Annotated in this window: 32 protein-coding genes; 26 read left to right on the top strand and 6 right to left on the bottom strand. The window is 52.0% G+C overall.

Annotation, left to right across the window (positions count from 1 at the left end; genetic code table 11):
- Nucleotides 1-54 precede the first annotated feature (54 nt).
- The 3 genes from FY034_RS13145 to FY034_RS13135 all read right to left on the bottom strand — a co-directional run bounded on the left by FY034_RS13145 (nucleotide 55) and on the right by FY034_RS13135 (nucleotide 1,555).
- A complete protein-coding gene (locus FY034_RS13145) occupies nucleotides 55-630 on the bottom strand; it encodes a hypothetical protein (RefSeq protein WP_265551268.1) in 576 nt (191 codons plus the stop codon).
- Between the two features lie 146 nt (nucleotides 631-776).
- Nucleotides 777-1,352, bottom strand: a complete 576-nt coding sequence (locus tag FY034_RS13140; protein ID WP_265551266.1) for a hypothetical protein — start codon at nucleotides 1,350-1,352, stop codon at nucleotides 777-779.
- Nucleotides 1,353-1,363: 11 nt separating this feature from the next.
- A complete protein-coding gene (locus FY034_RS13135; protein ID WP_265551265.1) occupies nucleotides 1,364-1,555 on the bottom strand; it encodes a hypothetical protein in 192 nt (63 codons plus the stop codon).
- Between the two features lie 227 nt (nucleotides 1,556-1,782).
- Between FY034_RS13135 and FY034_RS13130 the strand changes: the two genes are divergently transcribed.
- Nucleotides 1,783-2,196 (top strand): hypothetical protein, encoded by a 414-nt coding sequence (locus tag FY034_RS13130; protein ID WP_265551263.1) that lies wholly within the window; start codon nucleotides 1,783-1,785, stop codon nucleotides 2,194-2,196.
- A gap of 60 nt (nucleotides 2,197-2,256) precedes the next feature.
- Nucleotides 2,257-3,717, top strand: coding sequence for an Arm DNA-binding domain-containing protein (locus FY034_RS13125; RefSeq protein WP_265551261.1), 1,461 nt, complete (start codon nucleotides 2,257-2,259; stop codon nucleotides 3,715-3,717).
- Nucleotides 3,718-3,895: 178 nt separating this feature from the next.
- Here FY034_RS13125 and FY034_RS13120 read toward each other — a convergent pair whose 3' ends face one another.
- The 3 genes from FY034_RS13120 to FY034_RS13110 all read right to left on the bottom strand — a co-directional run bounded on the left by FY034_RS13120 (nucleotide 3,896) and on the right by FY034_RS13110 (nucleotide 5,460).
- Nucleotides 3,896-4,447: a hypothetical protein gene (locus tag FY034_RS13120; protein WP_265551259.1), complete on the bottom strand. Its 552-nt coding sequence runs from the start codon at nucleotides 4,445-4,447 to the stop codon at nucleotides 3,896-3,898.
- Between the two features lie 9 nt (nucleotides 4,448-4,456).
- Complete coding sequence (locus FY034_RS13115) at nucleotides 4,457-4,954, bottom strand: helix-turn-helix domain-containing protein (RefSeq protein ID WP_265551256.1); 498 nt, start codon at nucleotides 4,952-4,954, stop codon at nucleotides 4,457-4,459.
- 221 nt (nucleotides 4,955-5,175) lie between these two features.
- The gene (locus FY034_RS13110) at nucleotides 5,176-5,460 is read right to left on the bottom strand and encodes a hypothetical protein (RefSeq protein WP_265551254.1); all 285 of its coding nucleotides are present in this window, start codon (nucleotides 5,458-5,460) and stop codon (nucleotides 5,176-5,178) included.
- 21 nt (nucleotides 5,461-5,481) lie between these two features.
- On the opposite strand from FY034_RS13110, the gene FY034_RS13105 reads away from it, so the two are divergent.
- The 24 genes from FY034_RS13105 (at nucleotide 5,482) to FY034_RS12990 (ending at nucleotide 17,644) form a co-directional block, all read left to right on the top strand.
- Nucleotides 5,482-5,685, top strand: a complete 204-nt coding sequence (locus FY034_RS13105) for a helix-turn-helix domain-containing protein (RefSeq protein WP_265551251.1) — start codon at nucleotides 5,482-5,484, stop codon at nucleotides 5,683-5,685.
- A gap of 37 nt (nucleotides 5,686-5,722) precedes the next feature.
- Nucleotides 5,723-6,154: a hypothetical protein gene (locus tag FY034_RS13100; protein ID WP_265551249.1), complete on the top strand. Its 432-nt coding sequence runs from the start codon at nucleotides 5,723-5,725 to the stop codon at nucleotides 6,152-6,154.
- Nucleotides 6,151-8,262 carry a DNA-binding protein gene (locus FY034_RS13095; RefSeq protein ID WP_265551247.1) on the top strand — a complete coding sequence of 704 codons (2,112 nt, stop codon included), beginning with the start codon at nucleotides 6,151-6,153 and terminating at the stop codon, nucleotides 8,260-8,262. Before FY034_RS13100 ends, FY034_RS13095 begins: the two co-directional genes overlap by 4 nt.
- Before the next feature lie 73 nt (nucleotides 8,263-8,335).
- Entirely contained in the window at nucleotides 8,336-9,073 is a 738-nt protein-coding gene (locus tag FY034_RS13090) for an AAA family ATPase (RefSeq protein WP_265551245.1), read from the top strand.
- Entirely contained in the window at nucleotides 9,070-9,264 is a 195-nt protein-coding gene (locus FY034_RS13085) for a hypothetical protein (protein ID WP_265551243.1), read from the top strand. Before FY034_RS13090 ends, FY034_RS13085 begins: the two co-directional genes overlap by 4 nt.
- Nucleotides 9,242-9,859, top strand: a complete 618-nt coding sequence (locus FY034_RS13080) for a hypothetical protein (RefSeq protein WP_265551242.1) — start codon at nucleotides 9,242-9,244, stop codon at nucleotides 9,857-9,859. The genes FY034_RS13085 and FY034_RS13080 overlap by 23 nt, the downstream gene beginning before the upstream one ends.
- Entirely contained in the window at nucleotides 9,856-10,164 is a 309-nt protein-coding gene (locus FY034_RS13075) for a helix-turn-helix domain-containing protein (RefSeq protein ID WP_265551241.1), read from the top strand. The genes FY034_RS13080 and FY034_RS13075 overlap by 4 nt, the downstream gene beginning before the upstream one ends.
- Nucleotides 10,165-10,175: 11 nt before the next feature.
- Entirely contained in the window at nucleotides 10,176-10,346 is a 171-nt protein-coding gene (locus FY034_RS13070) for a hypothetical protein (RefSeq protein ID WP_265551239.1), read from the top strand.
- Nucleotides 10,339-10,491: a hypothetical protein gene (locus FY034_RS13065; RefSeq protein WP_265551237.1), complete on the top strand. Its 153-nt coding sequence runs from the start codon at nucleotides 10,339-10,341 to the stop codon at nucleotides 10,489-10,491. The genes FY034_RS13070 and FY034_RS13065 overlap by 8 nt, the downstream gene beginning before the upstream one ends.
- 184 nt (nucleotides 10,492-10,675) lie before the next feature.
- Entirely contained in the window at nucleotides 10,676-11,509 is an 834-nt protein-coding gene (locus FY034_RS13060) for a DUF3164 family protein (protein ID WP_265551235.1), read from the top strand.
- An 11-nt stretch (nucleotides 11,510-11,520) separates the two neighbouring features.
- Nucleotides 11,521-11,688 carry a hypothetical protein gene (locus FY034_RS13055; protein WP_265551233.1) on the top strand — a complete coding sequence of 56 codons (168 nt, stop codon included), beginning with the start codon at nucleotides 11,521-11,523 and terminating at the stop codon, nucleotides 11,686-11,688.
- Nucleotides 11,688-11,876, top strand: coding sequence for a hypothetical protein (locus FY034_RS13050; protein WP_265551231.1), 189 nt, complete (start codon nucleotides 11,688-11,690; stop codon nucleotides 11,874-11,876). Before FY034_RS13055 ends, FY034_RS13050 begins: the two co-directional genes overlap by 1 nt.
- 11 nt (nucleotides 11,877-11,887) lie before the next feature.
- Nucleotides 11,888-12,124, top strand: a complete 237-nt coding sequence (locus FY034_RS13045) for an HU family DNA-binding protein (RefSeq protein ID WP_265551229.1) — start codon at nucleotides 11,888-11,890, stop codon at nucleotides 12,122-12,124.
- 114 nt (nucleotides 12,125-12,238) lie between these two features.
- Nucleotides 12,239-12,463, top strand: a complete 225-nt coding sequence (locus tag FY034_RS13040; RefSeq protein WP_265551227.1) for a hypothetical protein — start codon at nucleotides 12,239-12,241, stop codon at nucleotides 12,461-12,463.
- A 3-nt stretch (nucleotides 12,464-12,466) separates the two neighbouring features.
- Nucleotides 12,467-12,874: a regulatory protein GemA gene (locus FY034_RS13035; RefSeq protein ID WP_265551225.1), complete on the top strand. Its 408-nt coding sequence runs from the start codon at nucleotides 12,467-12,469 to the stop codon at nucleotides 12,872-12,874.
- A gap of 2 nt (nucleotides 12,875-12,876) precedes the next feature.
- Entirely contained in the window at nucleotides 12,877-13,374 is a 498-nt protein-coding gene (locus FY034_RS13030; RefSeq protein WP_265551223.1) for a hypothetical protein, read from the top strand.
- The gene (locus tag FY034_RS13025; RefSeq protein ID WP_265551221.1) at nucleotides 13,361-13,678 is read left to right on the top strand and encodes a Mor transcription activator family protein; all 318 of its coding nucleotides are present in this window, start codon (nucleotides 13,361-13,363) and stop codon (nucleotides 13,676-13,678) included. The genes FY034_RS13030 and FY034_RS13025 overlap by 14 nt, the downstream gene beginning before the upstream one ends.
- Nucleotides 13,679-13,723: 45 nt before the next feature.
- Nucleotides 13,724-13,975 carry a helix-turn-helix domain-containing protein gene (locus FY034_RS13020; protein WP_265551219.1) on the top strand — a complete coding sequence of 84 codons (252 nt, stop codon included), beginning with the start codon at nucleotides 13,724-13,726 and terminating at the stop codon, nucleotides 13,973-13,975.
- Nucleotides 13,976-14,029: 54 nt separating this feature from the next.
- Nucleotides 14,030-14,347: a hypothetical protein gene (locus FY034_RS13015; protein WP_265551217.1), complete on the top strand. Its 318-nt coding sequence runs from the start codon at nucleotides 14,030-14,032 to the stop codon at nucleotides 14,345-14,347.
- A gap of 132 nt (nucleotides 14,348-14,479) precedes the next feature.
- Nucleotides 14,480-14,731, top strand: a complete 252-nt coding sequence (locus FY034_RS13010) for a hypothetical protein (protein ID WP_265551216.1) — start codon at nucleotides 14,480-14,482, stop codon at nucleotides 14,729-14,731.
- An 86-nt stretch (nucleotides 14,732-14,817) separates the two neighbouring features.
- On the top strand, nucleotides 14,818-15,111 hold the full coding sequence (locus FY034_RS13005; RefSeq protein ID WP_265551214.1) for a hypothetical protein: 294 nt from the start codon (nucleotides 14,818-14,820) through the stop codon (nucleotides 15,109-15,111).
- Between the two features lie 144 nt (nucleotides 15,112-15,255).
- Entirely contained in the window at nucleotides 15,256-15,909 is a 654-nt protein-coding gene (locus FY034_RS13000) for a DNA-methyltransferase (protein ID WP_265551209.1), read from the top strand.
- A gap of 644 nt (nucleotides 15,910-16,553) precedes the next feature.
- Nucleotides 16,554-17,132, top strand: coding sequence for a hypothetical protein (locus tag FY034_RS12995; protein ID WP_265551207.1), 579 nt, complete (start codon nucleotides 16,554-16,556; stop codon nucleotides 17,130-17,132).
- Between the two features lie 2 nt (nucleotides 17,133-17,134).
- Nucleotides 17,135-17,644 carry a hypothetical protein gene (locus FY034_RS12990; RefSeq protein WP_265551205.1) on the top strand — a complete coding sequence of 170 codons (510 nt, stop codon included), beginning with the start codon at nucleotides 17,135-17,137 and terminating at the stop codon, nucleotides 17,642-17,644.
- Nucleotides 17,645-17,649 lie beyond the last annotated feature (5 nt).

Below are 17,649 nucleotides of genomic sequence, written 5' to 3'. Positions count from 1 at the left end.
CACATTTAAAATACTGCGTATTTAACTCTACCATTTTCTTGATCATGGTGCAGATCAGACCATGGCCGTTTTTGCCTCTGCCAACACTAAATCGTAGATCAGTTTACGGTACCAGCGCATGATGTATTTGGCCTCATGTAGCAGGCGATGCGGCAGGTATCTCGACAGCACTGCAGTGTCCGGCGCATAGTGCGGCACCGCCAGGGCCAACCGTTTCTGCGTCAGTGTCGGTGCTGAGAATATGTCTCCTGCATAAATGGCTATCCGGTCTGGTTCCACCGCTACAATCAGGTCCTCACCATCGGGAGCGATGGTATGGCTTATGATCGATAGACCGGATTTACCTCGATCAACCGGTTCCCAGCCGGGCACCGGCCTGCTCATCCAATCTGCAAGCAGAAGTTTAGTTCGGCGTTCAATGCCAATATGGCTCAGATCGTCGTTGTGAAATGCCGACCACAGTGCCTCGCCCCAGGGCCAGCCGTAGTACTCATCACAGGACAACATATCGACCCCGCCTGGATACAGTTTCAAAAACGGCTGGACATGCCCGCCTATCACCTCATCAGGGTCTTGTGTGGCATAGGTTGCCAGTGTCCGCGGAGCTGATGGGCCAGCCTCCATGATCACTACGATGACATCATGACTCTCAAACCAACGAAACCGGTCCTGCCTTACCCGAGCTCGCGCCAGTCGCACTGATCCGACCCGTTTGATCTGCGCTGAACGCCATATGACCCGGTATGGTGGCCACCGGTAATCACGACAGGGCAAATTCATTGAACACCGCCGCGCAATACATCCTGCCGGATATGCAGCAGGCATATCTGGTCAACCCGGGCATCATGCGTGTCATCCAGCTGGATCAGGAGTGCTGCCAATTTGCAATTACGGTACTGTGCAACCAACCATACAACCCGTCCAATCAGCATGCAGAACATTACAGTCATCATGCCGACCATGGGACTGAATGGAATCATAATCAACCCCACTATCGCTACCAGTATAAATATCCTGTCGAGGCGTTCTGCCTGTTGTATCTGTGCATCCATCATGCCATGGATAATCTCGTTGATAAGTTCGTCACAATGGTCGACTATCTGGCCTGATGCCCAGGCAACACCAGCACCACAGGCCCGTTTGGCCTGACAATTGGCAACCCGGTTCAGGTAAGCCAGCTCACTTTCTTGAATCCTGATTTCAACCAACAGTGGCCGCCAGGATAGAACCCGTCCATCTGCTTGCTCAGACAGCACTGTATCGTCCACAACAACCACCCGTAGAGGTGCCGCAGAACTTGGCTGATGTCCGTTTCTCGACAGTAATGCCATGTTATCGACAGTAGTATTCATGAGTCCCCCCTCTACACCCTGACAGTATTGTGTCCTGACCGGAGATGGCTGGCAGCTACAGCAACATGAGCCAACAGCGCCAGGCAGCCAACGCATACAGCTGGCGTATACCAGTGTCCAACAGCTAAAAGATGGGCTGGTAGCAGGCTGTATTCGGCTAACCAGCGTAGATGTTCGGTGTAGCGTTCCAACAGTTCGGTCATGGGACCTCCTTAATATAATTCAGTATACATACAATCAGTGTGCTGAATTATATCATATCCATTGTTTTTTAGAAATTCTTCTGAATAAAAATTCAATTATTTTTGCCTCAAATCATAACACACTAATATTACAAGAAATAAATCTTTGCCCTCGACTGGAATTTTCGATCTGGTTTTTGCTTTAATAGAATTCATCAGGCAACAGCATTAACGGACAGGACGGCTCATTGGCTCTGGTAACCACCGACATACTGACACTGGCTGAGTTCAGTGAGCGCAGAAAATTGGGGCGGACCTCTATTTTTCAGCGAATTAGGGATGGACACTATGTCGATGGTCTTGATTACATCTCTGACGGATCAGAAAAGAAATTTTTCTGGCCGTGCCGGGAGATGGTGATGCGCGATCAATTGCTCATGCAGATGGGGATGACTGTTGCTCACGCAAACACAGAGCCAAACTCTGCAAATGAGTTGATGGTTGAAACGGCATTAGCAATCCAGCCGCCAATGAAGTCGACTGAGGATCTGATCAAACCGAAGGATAATCGCAGACGAGCATTACCACAGATCGCAAATTCACGACCTGGTGGTCGAAAACCTGCATTTCAGGTTAAGCGGTCGGCTATACAGGCGGCATAAACAGGCGTATCCTATTTAGGCGAACGAAACTCGTCTGAGGGGGTGGGCTATGGAAAGGACATGAAAATGGAAGTGAAACCGACATTTGGCAACATCAGGGTGGTCCGTGGGTATCTGCATATTGACTGCAGGATTTATAAAGAACGTGTTCGCATGACCAGCGGCATGGAGGATACGCCAGACAATCAGCGAGACCTGGCTGTTTTTTTGAACGACGTCAGAGCAGCTCTAAAAAACAAGACCTTCAGATTCAAAGAATTTTTCCCTAATGCTGATCAAGAGAAGTTGGACAAGTTTGCTGAATTGGAACGGTCGCTCTATGGCGTGCCTGTTGTAAAGCCAGGTGATGTTACCATCAGCGAATATGCGGACAGTTGGCTGGAGGAGGAGAAACAAACGATCCATGCTTCTATGGAAATAGATTACACGGATCTCATAGAATCAAGGATTAAGCCGATGATTGGGCACCTGACATTTGCAGAGCTAACCTCATCCACACTGAAGATGTTTGTTCGTAATCTTAAACATATCAGCGGTAAACGTCAGGGCCAATACCTGTCGGCGGTGAGAATGCGAAACATCCTCAATCTTCAAAGGAAAATGTATCAAGAGGCCTGCTCAGATTACGAGTGGCCGTATGTTGATCCATTTCAACCGGCATTCCGGCGGATCAAAAAGATTGAAGCGCTTTTCGATGAAGACGGCGACGTCAGGCATAAACCGCGTGAAGTATGGCTGCTGAGTGAATGGCTGAATTTCATTATGCATGTGCCGATACATTATCGGCCTCTGTTTGAGGCTATGCGGATGGGCATGATTTTCTCTGAGCTAAAGGGACTCAAGAAAGATTGCATTCACGATGACCACATTGAAATCAAGCGATCCTACTCCCGCGGTGTCCAGAAAAACCGGGCAAAAACGACATTCCGGTCGCGTGAGCTAAGACTGGGGTCAAATTTTAACAACATTATGCAGCAGGCAGCAGAATCTTCCCAAAGCGAGTATGTGTTTACCATGGAGGATGGCAAAACTCCCCTCAATTACACAACTATCTTAAAACGGATCTGGGGTCCGGCATTGAAGGCCGCAGGCCTTCCGCACCGAAACATGTATAGCCTACGCCACACGTTTGTCGGTTGGATGGTTTTACTAGGGGTAGATTCAACGCGTCTGAAAAATCTGACGGGACACTCGTCACGTTCAACGCTGACCGAAGACACATACGGTGATTTTAGGGAGGGTTTGCTGGCAGAGAAGGAGTCTATCCTGGAACACCTGGGACGGGATATTCTGGATCCTGAGGAGTTCAAGCGGTCGTTCCCGCATATCTATTTGCAGGAGCTGGGTTTTGATCCAACTCCGGCAACAGGAATGTCTACAGAGGTGATAAAAAGGCTTGCAAGCATGTTGGCAACAGAAATGCACGGGGGGCAGCAGCTGTCTCATCTGCAGACAGCTGCTGTGCAGCCGCCTGATTTTTCCAAGCTGAACTTCGGCAAGTGTGAGGAGCTAGGAGCTTAGGAAGTAGGTGGGATGAACCGGGATAAGATGGAATATTGTGGGACAGACCAGAAACACTGAAAAAAACGTGGCAAAAATTTTGAAGCATTGTTGTGAGACATTTGGAAGTAAAATTCAAAGACGCCCCTGAAAGCGTCTTTTTTGTGAGCGGTTTGGAAGTAATGTAGACCGTTATAGCCTAATACTTGCTGTAACTAACGGCCTTCCAACCACCAATACGATTTGCTAAACCAGTTTTAACCATAACCGTGTGTGTTAATATCCGCGATGAATCGGCAGCAAAAAAACCTCTTAAAACCACCTTTTCCAACTCATAACCAGAATTATTTGATGCAATGATATCGACCGATATATTGCCCTTAGGGCCTATATTTTCAATTTGCGCTTTAATGCTGTATGTTACGTAATACGGCGACCTTGAAATATCGATAACATCTAAAGAAGCGACCCTAACAGTATTGATCCGCGTTTTAGCTTCTTCTTGCATCTGCCTTGTGGCTTCATCTGCTTTTGACTTTAATACTTCCAACTCCTTTTTTATTTCAATAAGCCTTTCTTTGTTCAGTTGATCAACTCTCTTTTCTTCCTTGTCCAAAATAATTTTATCATCATCATTGCCTACACAAACAACCTCGGTAGATCCATCTTTTTCTATTATTTTACAATCAGATGCATAAGAAGACGCGTTTAAAGCTAACAATGACAGCATAAAAAACATAAAATATCTCATACACCCTCCTTACAACCACCTATCAATATACTCGCTGATCTCAACTTCATCCAAATGACGTGCGAAATGTTCCATAAAATGGCGATAGATGATAGTTATTTCACGCGCCTTACGTTCAGGTTCCCTGCCGGGTCTCATGCCTTCATACGTTTCAATGATATCCCTAAGCAGAACAAGCCTCAACTCATAATCAGAATATCCTTCAGGACCGTCTGGAGGGGCGCTCTTTGACGCTGGGTGCCCGTTTGTTGGTTCCCACCTAGGCGCCGCATCATGCACCGCAGGTTCGCCCCCCCGCTTCATCTTCCCTTCGCCACTTGCCAACCACGCCAAGCTGCAACCATTCTTTTCGGCGATTACTTGGAGTGTATCTAGATCAGGAGTTGTGTCGCCCCTCAGATAACTGCGCATTGTGCCTTCAGATACCCCGCATTTTTCTGCGAATGCTCGTTTTGACTCCTTACCCATAACCGCAAGAAGCCTATCCTTGAATACGTCAGAGTTCATGTGCCTAACTCTGACCGATGACAGCAATCAAACTCTGACGCGTCATAGTTTTGTAATATACTGTAATTAATTACGTTTTTCATAATACACCCTGGGTGCGAAGATTTCCAAACTCTGACGCGTATTTTTTTGTTGACTGCGCAGAAAACTAAAAGGTATATTCTCAAACAACAGCAGCCGGAAACGTTCGGGATGCTGAATAAAAAAAGAGAGGGTGCTTTTTATGATCCCAGTTGTCCCTTTTGAGAAACTTGAACAGATCCGTGCTGCCCGCGAAGCCCGCCGACAAGATCGCGTAAAAAGTCTAATGCCTCAACTACGCCAGGAGCTTTTTGGCCCTCTTCAACAGAATTCGCCTGGCTGCTCAGAAAGCGAAGCCCTGCACCATCAGGCAGTTGGTGCAGCAGGAAGCTGACGGCTAATTCCAGGGCTTCGACACGCTCGTTAAGCATTTCAATGTCTGTAGCATTTTCAGCGAATCGTTTGATTATAGCTTCTTCGTTCATAACCACCTCAGGAGATTAACCATGTCGCCTAATAAAATCAAAGCTATGCTGGTAGAACGCGGCATCAAACAGACTGACATAGCAAAAGAGCTGGGCCTTGCCCGGTCCTCTGTTGCAGGTGCCATAAGCGGTTACCGCCAGCATAAAAGCCGCCGTGTCCATGAAGCCGTTGCCAAGCGGGTAGGCAAACCTATCGAAAAACTGTGGCCTAACTTGTACGCCTGATCTGTTGCAACATTACCACGCAACAAAGGGGCCTGTCATGGCAAAAAATACACGGAAAATTGATACCAGTTCATCAAAACAGCAGCCGCTGTTTGATACTGATCTGGCAGAGGGTAGCCTGGATATCGTTCTGGGACTTAAGCAGCTGCTTTCGCGCCTGTTGCAAGGCTATGATCGTTACCTGGTGGCCGCTCAGATCAGCAAAGCTACCCTTAAGGATATCAGTAAAGACAGCCTTGACAAGCTCCTGTCTTCCAACCCTGATTACCAGCCCTCTGCTGTCCAGGTTGTGGTTATATGCCACATTACGGGATGTCTGGACCCGTTTAAATATCTGCTTGAACCGCTTGACGCCGATGTACTGCACCCAGAAGACAAAGACCTGGTTGAACTGGCACGCCTGCAAGAGCAAGAGCGCACCATAAAGACCAGGATGCAGGCCATTATGGCCAAGCGTGGCTTAAAGTGAAAACCCACTACACCGCCAAAGAGCTGGCAGGGCTGCCTGGCATGCCTGAGACTGAAAGCGGAGTGATCCGTCTTGCTAAGTCAAGCAACTGGCCCAGCCAAAAACGCGCCGGTCGTGGCGGTGGGCGTGAGTACCCTCTTTCTGCACTGCCTGAAGCCACACAAAACCATCTGACCAAGGCCCTGGTAGCTGCTGCGCCGGTACCGGCCACCCAGGGTGCCGCAGATCTGCCAGCCGTCCGCTCCACCCTGCAGCCAGCCACTACCACCGCACAGCTTAAACAGTGGCAGCGTGACTGCATGGACGCCCGTGTGGCCATCATGCGGTTGATAGAGCGGGCCGCTCCGGTCGTAGGTGTTAACAACGCCATTAACACCATCGTTAAAGCCGCTGAAGGGCACGAACTTGAAATCTACGCTGCTGCCAACATCCGCAAAGGATCAGCCCGCAGCCTATCCTACGGCGGCATCATCAAATGGTGGTCCACCTGGAATAGCAGCAACCATAACCCCCTGGCCCTGGCACCCAAAGACGTTGAAAACTATCAAGAGCCGGTCTGGGCGCAGGCTCTTATGGTCTGCTGGCGCAGGCCGCAGAAACCGCATTTGACTGAGGTACTGGAGGCGCTGCAAGCCAACCTGCCCAAGGGTATGCCGATGCCAACCTACGGCCAGGCCCGTCATTACCTGCAAAAGCTTGGCGCCATAGATAAAGAAAAAGGCCGCAAAACCGGCAATGAACTCAAGGCCATGAAGCTCTTCCGCCGCCGCGACACCTCCACCATGTACCCAGGGGATGCCTACACCGCAGACGGCCACTGCGTAGACGCAGAAGTGGCCCACCCCTACCACGGCCGCCCGTTCCGGCCGGAAGTCACGCCGGTGCTTGATGTCTACTCCCGCAAGGTCGTCGGCTGGTCCTGTGATCTGGCTGAATCCGGCCTGGCTGTACTGGATGCCCTGCGCGCTGCCTGTGAAACCTGGGGCGTACCGGCCATTTTTTACACCGATAACGGAAGCGGATACAAAAACCAGATGATGACCGCCCCAGGCACCGGCATATTGAACCGGCTGTCAATTACCCCTGAGTACAGCCGCCCACGGAACCCACAGGCCCACGGCCTGTCAGAACGGGCACACCAGACCGTACTGATCAAAGTGGCCAAGCAGCTTTGCACCTACATTGGCGCACCCATGGACACCGATGCCAAACAGCTGGCCTACAAGCACACTCGAAAACAGCTCCGCGAACAAGGCGCTTCAGCCCTGCTGATTGAATGGGATGACTTTATCAACCAGGTCAACACCATCATAGACCGCTACAACAACACCCCCCACAGCGGCCTGCCAGCCATCCGGGATCCACACACCAAAAAGCGGATCCACATGACGCCCAACCAGGCATGGGAATCCGGCCTGCAGCGGATGCGGCAAGAACTGCAGCAAGAAGAATGGCTTCACCCCGCCAATGAACTGCCAGACCTCTATCACCCGGCTGTTGAACGCACCGTCGTGCGCGGTGAGATCCAGTTTGGCACCCTCACCACCGGACAGCCCAAACGCTACTACAGCGCAGATCTGGAAGAATGGAACGGCCAGCGCGTCCAGGTCGCCTACAGCCCCTCTGATGCCAGCAAAGTATGGGTGCGTGACCTGGAACATGGCCGCTTGCTGGCCGTCGCCACCCTGGGTGGCAACTCCAGCGCCTACTTTGCAGAATCAGTCGTTGAGCTGGCCCGTGTCAAGCGCGGTAAAGGCCGGTTAAAGCGGCTTGAACGCCAGGCAGAAGAAGTCCGGCTTGAAATGCAAGGCCCTGGTCAGGTTGTTGTCGAACACGCCCCAGAAATACAGGAAACCTGCCTGCGTGTCGTCAAGCAGCTCCAGATTGAAGAGGCCCAGATCGTGGCCGAGTGGGAACCGCCAGAAGACGATCAGGCCCGGCTGCGCTGCTGGCAAGATCTGAATGACCGTAAAAAGGCGGGGATGACGTTGTCAGACCAAGAAATAGCCTGGTGGAAGAACTGGCAGAACAGCGGCGTATGGAAGGCGTGGAACACCCTGCAAAAGATGATGCAGCCACAGGAATCGCACCTGACGGCCGTCAAATAGAAAAGCCGGGCGGCAACCCGGCTTTCCTTGGGGGCGATGCCCGCTCCCCACAATTAACTCGAATGGAGGAATCATGTCACAGCAGAAACTGGATGTCAACACAGCCGCACTCTCAATCGTCATGCTTGTCATGGCCAGTCTGCAACGGATCACCGAACGCCGCCAGCACCTGCCCGGTATGGCCGTACTTTACGGGTTCTCAGGCTTCGGTAAATCAACCGCAGCCGCCTTCGTAGCCAACAAGATGCGGGCCTACTACATCGAATGCAAAAGCGTCTGGACCAAAAAGGCCCTGCTGGAAAACATCCTCAAGGTCATGGGGATCACTCCGGCCCACACCGTCACCAGCATGCTTGACCAGGTTTGCGAACAACTGGCCAGATCCGGGCGGCCACTGATCATCGATGAAATGGACCATATCGTAGAAAAGGCCGCTGTAGAGATCGTCCGCGACATCTACGAAGGCAGCAAAGCCCCAATACTGCTGATCGGGGAAGAACGTCTACCAGCCAAACTGGTCAAGTGGGAGCGCTTCCACGGCAGAATAATGGAATGGACCGCCGCACCGGCAGCCGATGTCAACGACGTAAAGGTACTGGCCAACTTCTACTGCCCAGGCATCACCATCGGTGATGATCTGCTCAGCCTGATCCATACCAAGGCAAAAGGCAGCGTTCGCCGGATCGCCACCAACCTTGAACTGATCAAAGACGAAGCCGCCAACCAGGGCACAACCACCATTGGCCTCAAACAATGGGGCAAGCGCGATCTCTACACCGGAGAAGCCCCGCAACCACGGAGGCTGTCATGAGCCACCACAAGGCCTTTCAACGGAACTCGGATGACCCGCGTTCTTACCATGTGCAGACCAGGCTTACTAATCGGCAGGAAAGCCACTTTGTCAGGTTTATGAAAAAGAACCGCTGCAGCCGGTCTGAGGCTGCCCGGCAACTGATAGCCACAGGCCTGGAGGTGGTTAATGAGCCGCAAGCCCATAGATAAACAACAGCCCAGCCAGTGCCGCCAGGCCATCTGGGATGAGGTCCGCAACAAGGAAGATTGGACCTTTACCGCCAAAGAGCTGGACGTAATGCTTGATGCCTCCACCATCCGCGAATATCTGGCAGCCCTGGCCAAGGCCGGGTACCTGCAAGTCATCAGCGAAGGGAAACGCGGTGAATCAAACGTCTACCGACTGATCAACGACGTAGGTCATGAGGCCCCCCGGATACGCAAAGACGGCACACCGGTCACCCAGGGTAATGGCCGCCTGCAGATGTGGAACGCCATGCGGATCATCAAGCAATTTACGCCGGTAGATCTGGCCTTCAACGCCACCACCGATGAGGTTGAGATCGCCGAATCAGAGGCCCGCAACTACTGCCAGGCCCTGCACAGAGCTGGATATTTGTCGGTAAAGACCCCCGCTAAAACCGGGCTTAAAGGCAAACCGGGCAGCGGTCAGGCCACCCGTTACATGCTGATACCAACCATGTGGACCGGGCCGCAGCCGCCTCAGATCCAGCGCACCAAGCAGATCTACGATCCCAACCTTAAAAAGGTTGTCTGGAGCAAGGTAGAAGGGGGTGCCGAATGACCTACCCAGACGCCATGCAGCTGCTTAAAGCAAAACGGGAAGAACTTGGCCAGAACGAAGTAGCCCGTATTTTGGGGTGCAGCCCCGCCACTATCAGCAGGATCGTAAACGATGATTATCCAAACCCTGAACACATCCTGCGCCGCGTGATCGAGACCTTTGGCGGCCTCTTCGTTACCTGCCCGGTGCTTGAAGACATACCGCTGTCCCGCTGCGCTGATGAGAGGAAAAAGCCCTTTGCCGCCGTTAACCATCAAGCCGTCCGGCTCTGGAAAGCCTGCCAGAGCTGCGAACAGAACAGATAGGAGAGACTACCATGGACTACATATTTCTTGCCGGTATCGTTGTCGCCATTGGTATTTTCTGCGGCCTGGTCCGAATCGCCTGGGCCATAGAGCGCCGCGTTATAAATGTAAATCTGCCAATGCCGATCGCACTGAAACACATCATGACTGAGACAGCAGAGGAGGAGGCCGACCATGTTTAAAAGCATGTTTAAACGAGTCCTTAAACACCTTGATAACCGCCGTAAATGGAACCGTACCAAGCGCTTTATGCGAGAGCACGCCTACTATGATGGCCGTATGACCGTCGGGCTGCTGGCCAGTGGGGCGTTGAGGCTTTGGAAATGAAACCCGGCTGGTTGATACTGCTGGCCCTGGCAATAGGACTAAATATTGGGTTTATGTGGGCGGAACATACCTCAAACGTCCGCTACATCCGGTCGCTGGCAGAACTACATGAAGCCCGTGCCAGTTATTGGGAAGCCAGAACAAACGACATCATCACCAACAACACACTCAACAGGAGGAAGCAGTGAAATATTACAGCTACAGCCCACATGAGGGCATGCAGTACCACGCAACAGGTAAAGAAGCGCAAACCGCTTCTGAAACTGCCATCAAGACGATGATCAGCTCACTGGAATACAGCGCAGCTGAATTACAAGACGTCACCTGGGGCGAAGTAACCGAGCGGGCAGCGGCTACCAGTGACACCGGTTACGCCCTGAAGCGCCAGGACTTACTTAGCTTTGAAACAGAGCATCCACAGGTGATTAATGGCCGGATGCTGGATCAGAACGAAAGCCTGGTACTAGTCAAAAACATCCACGAAAAAGACCTTTTGTATCATGACCTGGTGCTCTCCATCGCCGTGATCTGGAAAGACCTGTCCGGCAAAGTGCAGCGCTTTAAGCAGCACACCTTTGAGGACGTGGCAGCAGTGCTTGATCTGCTCTTTGAAAAGTACCAGGTCAAGCGGGGTGGTCAGGACGGAAACATGCAGTTCTTTACCTTTGATCGCCGTTACAAGCTCACCATAGCCGTCCAGAAAAAGATCAACTTTGGCCCAGAACTGCAGGCCGCCCAGGCAAAGCTTAATGAGGCCCTGGATGAAATGACCAGCAACGACACCTCAGACCTGCGGACACTGGTAACGGCAGCGTTTAGCCTGGATGGTGGCCAGCTGCGAGTAGCTGAAATCCTGCGCCTGCGCGGATTCAAGATTGAAAACGAGCGCTGGAATGAAGCCATGCAGATCATCAACGAAGCTATTGTGGTCATCAGCAGCAAGAAACAGATCCGGCTGTATGAGCGGAACGTCCTGGGCGAATACATCGCCATCCCGCTTGATATAGCGGCGCTGTAGGAGGTGACCTGATGAATGAACAGATCATCACCACCCGCGAGGTATTAACCCTCGGCGATTTCCGCCGGGCTACAACAACAGTGCCGGACAACATGCCGCTACGTGACTACGTCAAACGGGCGGGGCTGCAGGTCACCCTGCTGGAAACAGACCAGGGCAAAGTGCTGGAGGTGTCGTAATGCCCCAGATGCGTACCTCCATCAAGATCAGGGCAGACTACCGACCGGCAGGCAGACAAGACGGCAACAAGCGCTGCCGGTACTGTAACAGAAAGTACCAGGAAAACGTTTCAGCGGCTGAACCAAAATGCAAGCTGCTCGGCATCACCATCAACCCGGACTATACGTGCCGGGAATACAAACCTTAAGGAGCTTAACCATGGGAATCGCAGATGTAGCAAAAGTGGCAAACGTAACCGTAGAGCAGGCAAAGGCCGTACTTGACGCAATCAAGACCAGCCCGGAACCGGTAATCATCCAGGGTTTTGGAACCTTCAAAACCGTAACCAAACCGGCCCGCATGGCGGTCAACCCTCAGAAGCCAGGCGAAAAGGTCGCGGTACCGGCAAAGGTAGTGCTGCAGTTCAAAGCAGCAAAACCAAAGAAAGCGGCTTAACCGTTGAACCGGTGGCCGGTACCACCCCCCAGCCCCCTCCTGAATCAGGAGGGGGAGAGTCCGGCCACCCATTGAGCGGTTAAACCTCAAACCAAACAGGAAAAGAGGGAAAATATGAAACGCATGCATGCCGCAAAAATAGAAAACAGCCCGCGTCTGCAGCAGGTACTGGCTTACCTTCGCAAAGGCCCTGCAACCACCTTTGAAATAGTCATGGGCTGCGGCGTCTGTGCCGTCAACAGCATCATTGCCGAACTGCGGGCCAACGGCCACACCATCACCTGCAACCAGCTGCCCGGACAGCGTGGCGTGTACCAGTACCACCTGATAGAGGGATAGACCATGCCGACCCCAGCCCAGATAAAGAAGATCCACGCCCTTCAGGGCGCCTTAAAGCTTGATGATGATACCTACCGTGCCACCCTGTCCGGCTACGGCGTTAAAACCAGCACCAGGCTATCCATTGCCAAGGCCGATGAACTGATCGCAGATCTGGAAGATAAAGCGGTGGCAGCCGGTGTCTGGGAAAAGCGTACAAACGTCAAGCGTCGCCTGGGTGATGACCCTCAGACCAGCAAGATACAAGGCCTCTGGGCCAGTCTGCACAAGGCAGGCAAGGTAGAATCAAACAACGCCAAAGCCCTCTCTGCCTACGTCAAGCGTATGTCAGGCAAAGACGCCCTCAAGTGGTGTAGCACCTATGAAAAAGGCCGCATCATTGAAGCCCTTAAAGCTTGGCTGGAGCGATAACCATGCAAAACCCGATACAACGTTTCGAAGACCGCTTTAATGCCCCTGTTCAGCCCGGACAAGATACCCGGCATGTTCCCCGCCGTGTTCAGGCCATTCAGCACCTATCGGTATGGCGGCGGCAAGGCTCTGACCAGAAAGACTACTGGCTGCGCCAGCTGATAGGCGAAGGTTTTCAACAGATGATCTCTTTGGCCCTGCCCAAAGCTCCGGCTGTTGAAGTGCTCCCGGCCACGGCTGAAATGTGGCTCAACATGATGAGCGACATGGATCTTTGCCCCGAACTGGACCACCCGAGAATAGCCAAAGCGTTCAGGCTTATGTACACCAGGCTGCGCGAATGGCCCCAGATTATCGACCTGATCGACCACTTGCCAGCACGGCCACAAAAAACCCAGGCAGCGCCACAACGTACCGAAGAACAGCACGCCCAGGGTGCATCAAAGCTGCAGGATATTCTGGACGGACTAGGAAAGGAACAAGACAATGAGCCAGTATGAGCTGCAGCTTGGCCCATGGATAGCCGACCTGCAAGAAGCCGACCTGCCGCCACAGCTGCGTGAATTGGCTTCGGTGGTTGGCGTCGAGGGTGCCGTTAAGATAGCTCAACATTATGGCGGTCAACAGTTCTACGTTGCCAAACTTGATGCGGTTCTGCGGCAGCTGCGCGACCAGATGGTACGGCGCGACAAGGCCCTGATCGGATACAAGGGCTGCGCCCATAAGTATGGCCTGTCTGAGGTGTGGGTGCGGCAGCTCTGTGACCACCAAGGTGATGACGACCAGCAGCAAGATCTATTTTAAGCGGGTGCATAATTGAGCAAAAAACAGCCAAAAGTACACCCAGTAATGACCAAAGAACAGATGCGTGAAATCCGCGAAGAGATGCTCTTTAGTCTGCGGGATCTGGCAGCGGTCACCCACAAAAAGTACCGAACATTACAGAACTACGAGGGCGGAAAGAGGGCTATACCGCAGGAGTTTGCCGATCTGCTGCGGGCCGAGCAGATCAAAGAACGCCGGATTAAGGCGGAGCTGGCAGCGGCACAGGCAGAGAGGCTGGATCGTGAGTATCCGAATGGGATCAGATTTGAGGGATAACGGCTTGAATTGAACCATGCAAAGGCTCAAGCGCCGGACCATGCTGGAGGGGATATGTTTTATAAAACCAGAGAAGAAGCGTTGATATTAAAAGAATACAAGCGTTCGCAATTACTGAATATGTATCGCAAGGCCTTAACTAAGGTATCTAATTTAAAGCTAGGCACACTGCAAGTGACCGCCTCTGCAGGCTTTACTGCTGATGGATTCCACTTTGAGATAAATGTATTTGAGTTAAATGGAACGAACACTTCGTTAACTATTTATGATTTTTGGGAATTGAAGCAATCTCAAAAACTGGTTGACGGCTTTATCACAGCTATAAAGTCAGGCAATTTTGACAAAGTACAGGCCGCGAGACGTACTGTTTAGCGAGTACCGAGGTAACCGGCTTGCGTAATTTGGAATGACTAAGACACTGAAAATACATAGAAAGTAACCGCCGCACACCAACGTACAGTTAGCAAGTCCGTGTTGAGTGAGCGGTTAGAAACCGGAGCATGTATGGCATACGGACAGTTCTGGATGATTGTTAATATTGATGATGCTGTTGATGCTTGGGGCGGAGAAAAAATACCGGAAAAACAAGCGCCCAGATTTATGCACCCGACAAAAGAACTTGCAGAACAAGAACTTTTGCGGCTTGGAGCCAAATACCCGGACACTGATTTCGTGCTTCTGGAATCTGTTGCTAGGGTGCGTAGGGTGACTAACGTTGTTTGCAGCGTTGAGCCTATTGACGAAATACCTTTTTGAAGGGTTTCTAACGAGAACGAGATAAGGCGCTGGCTGTAAGCCAGTCGCACTTGATTGAGCGGTTAGAAGCCGCAAGGGAGCATGATATGTACGAAAAAATGCAGCAGCTTGACGGTGTGCCAAATATACCGATGGCGGCGCATGTCTCTGTAGGTTTTGGGAGTGCATTTGTTACTAAAGACAACGAGTGTTTTTACAGCGAACCGCATGGGTCTGATTACGACAGCTGCATTTCAATGTCAGCGGTGGAGGCTGTAGCGGCTAATTTCCCTGATTCTGACTGGCGTGTGCATCTATGTGGCCCATTGTCAGAGATTCATTACCAACGGCAAGGGGCAGAGAATTGGGTTGCGTATGAATGTGGGCCGGGTTTCGCATAGGCATCTAACGAAAACGAGATAACCGGCTGACCGGTGAATCTCGGAAAAAATTTGATTGGAAACCTGAAACACAGAATGCTGATGGGACTGACACAGCAGGTCAGTCCGAGTTGATTGAGCCGTTAGAAGACGTAAGGACGCTGTATGCACAAGGTAGAATTTGAAAACGTGACCTTATACAACGCTGATTGCCGTGACGTGCTTCCGCTTATGTCTGAAGTTGATGCCGTTATTTCTGACCCGCCGTATGGGATGGCGTGGGACGGAAAGGTTACACGGGGCAAAAATGGTACAGGCAAGACCGGACCAACTAAGCACCACGGAAAGACAATACTGCACGACAACGAGCCGTTTGACCCTGCCCCGTGGGTTAATTTTGACAGGGTGATTTTGTGGGGTTCAAACCATTTTGGTTGCCGTTTGCCGGTTGGAACCACCTTGGTATGGCTGAAACGATATGACGAAGGATTCGGTTCTTTCTTGTCTGATGCTGAAGTTGCGTGGATGAAGGGCGGGCACGGAGTCTATTGCAAGCGGGACGTATCTTTGCAGGGAGAGTCTAAAGAGCGAGTACACCCCACGCAAAAGCCTATATCGCTCATGTCCTGGTGTCTGGATTTGGCAAAGGTTCCCCAAAAAGCAACGGTGCTTGACCCGTATATGGGCAGCGGAACCACCGGCATTGCATGCATACGGACAGGGCGAAAATTTATTGGAGTTGAGAAAGACCCAGAATATTTTGCAACGGCCTGCAAGCGGATAGAGCAAGAGTTGAGCCAGCCAGTTTTAGTCTTATAACGAGTATTAGACACCCTAAATTTAGGATAAAACGACAAAATGTCGCCTAATCCTGTATGTAGCTACAAAAAACGACATCTGACGCTCAATAGGGTGAATTCATTATCGCAACAAAACCCCATTGACACACCGCCTCTAACTGGCATATAAGCCGCGAGACAAACATGAGAAAACGCGTAAAGAAAAAAATAGCTAAAAAAGCACAAATTTGGCTAGATCTTCAGATCCACATTAAAAAACATAACGTGTGGGCACAGACAATGTGCGCGCGCCATGGGCATCTGACCAGCCATCACGTTTTTGCGCGCGGAGACTGTGTCTGCACCCGCTGCGGCAAAATATTTTAATCGCGCCACTTATTAACTTTTACCAGCCCCGACCACCCCGGCCGGGGCTTTCTATTTCTAAACTCCTTTATTTATTCCTGCCCCCTCCCTCCTGTTACGGTGCTGCAGCACCGAAACAGGAGGCCATAAACCCCTTACCGGTTAAATCAAAACCCACACGAGAAGGGCCGTTCAAAACTGCAAGGTGTGCCGGGAATGGGTAACGGGAATTCCCCTCGAAAGGCGTAAGCGTTACTGCAGTGGCCCGCGTAGCAAGAGGGGGGACGTAAGCCGTCCCCCCGAAGTACAGGAGGCAGTATGCAACTCAACGATCTACTCCGTCAGGCCCTGATCAAAAACGAACTGGGCGGCAACATGGCCCTGGTCTACCGCTTCAGTGACGCAGACGGCGTCCGTACCGGCAAATCCGGCTATTCATTCGGCGTTGCTCAATTTGACATTGCCAACAACCACCGAGCTATTGAATGTCTAAAAGAGTGTGGATTTACCGATGCAGACATCGCCAGGCTCCGCACTCAGACCGGACCTATCGGAGATCTGAACGACAAGCTGGCCGCGCATAAATCCGTGGTGGATCTGTACGACACCGCCCAGATCGACGGCACCATCAACTGGGTACGCGGCATCAGTAAGGCCGCTGGCATTGTCTATGCCGATGATGAGGCCTTTATCCACGCCTGCGATTACCACAACCAGTACGACATGAAGGCACACGGCAAGGCTATTTCATACCTGGCCAAACTGGGCCGTCCGGTTACTGGTCAAGATATCCATAAGTACAAGCTCGGCACCATCTGGGGCAAGAAACGCCCTGACGATGTGGAGCGCCGCTACAACAACATCCGCAAATTGTTTGCCACTTCAAAAGGAGCCTAACCATGAAAAAACTGCTCACCCTGCTGTTGACCCTGTCCGTCCTCTGCATAGCTGCCCTGGCGATCGCTGCCGAGCCTGCCGCTGCCCCCGCCGTTTCCCCAGCCCCGGCTGCCCTGGCAACCTTCCTGCGGGATTCAGTGTTTCCCCTGATCTCTGCCGCCCTGCTTGGCCTGTTGGCCATTCCGCTGCACTGGTTGGGTAACAAGTTCAAGATCGACTATCTGCTGCAAAAGGACAACGCCATTGAACGCCTGGCCTTCCAGGGGATCAGTCTGGCTGAGGAAATGGCTGCCAAGCGGGTGGGCGATATGAAAACCCTGACCGGCAGTGAAAAACTTGATGTTGCCGTCAGCCACATTCTGGCTGCCATGCCTGCTGTCAGTAAAGAGCAGGCGGAACGGATTGTTGAGGCCCTGCTGGCCCAGATCCCTGGAGTAGGTGCCACACGGGAAGCGGTTGTGGTCCGTGATCCAATCGTCGGGCTGGCTACGCCCGTATCGCCTGTCCAGTAATGGAA

This window comes from Trichlorobacter lovleyi, assembly GCF_015239775.1.
GTDB lineage: Bacteria > Desulfobacterota > Desulfuromonadia > Geobacterales > Pseudopelobacteraceae > Trichlorobacter > Trichlorobacter lovleyi_B.
This window is presented reverse-complemented; position numbering and strand designations above follow the sequence as displayed.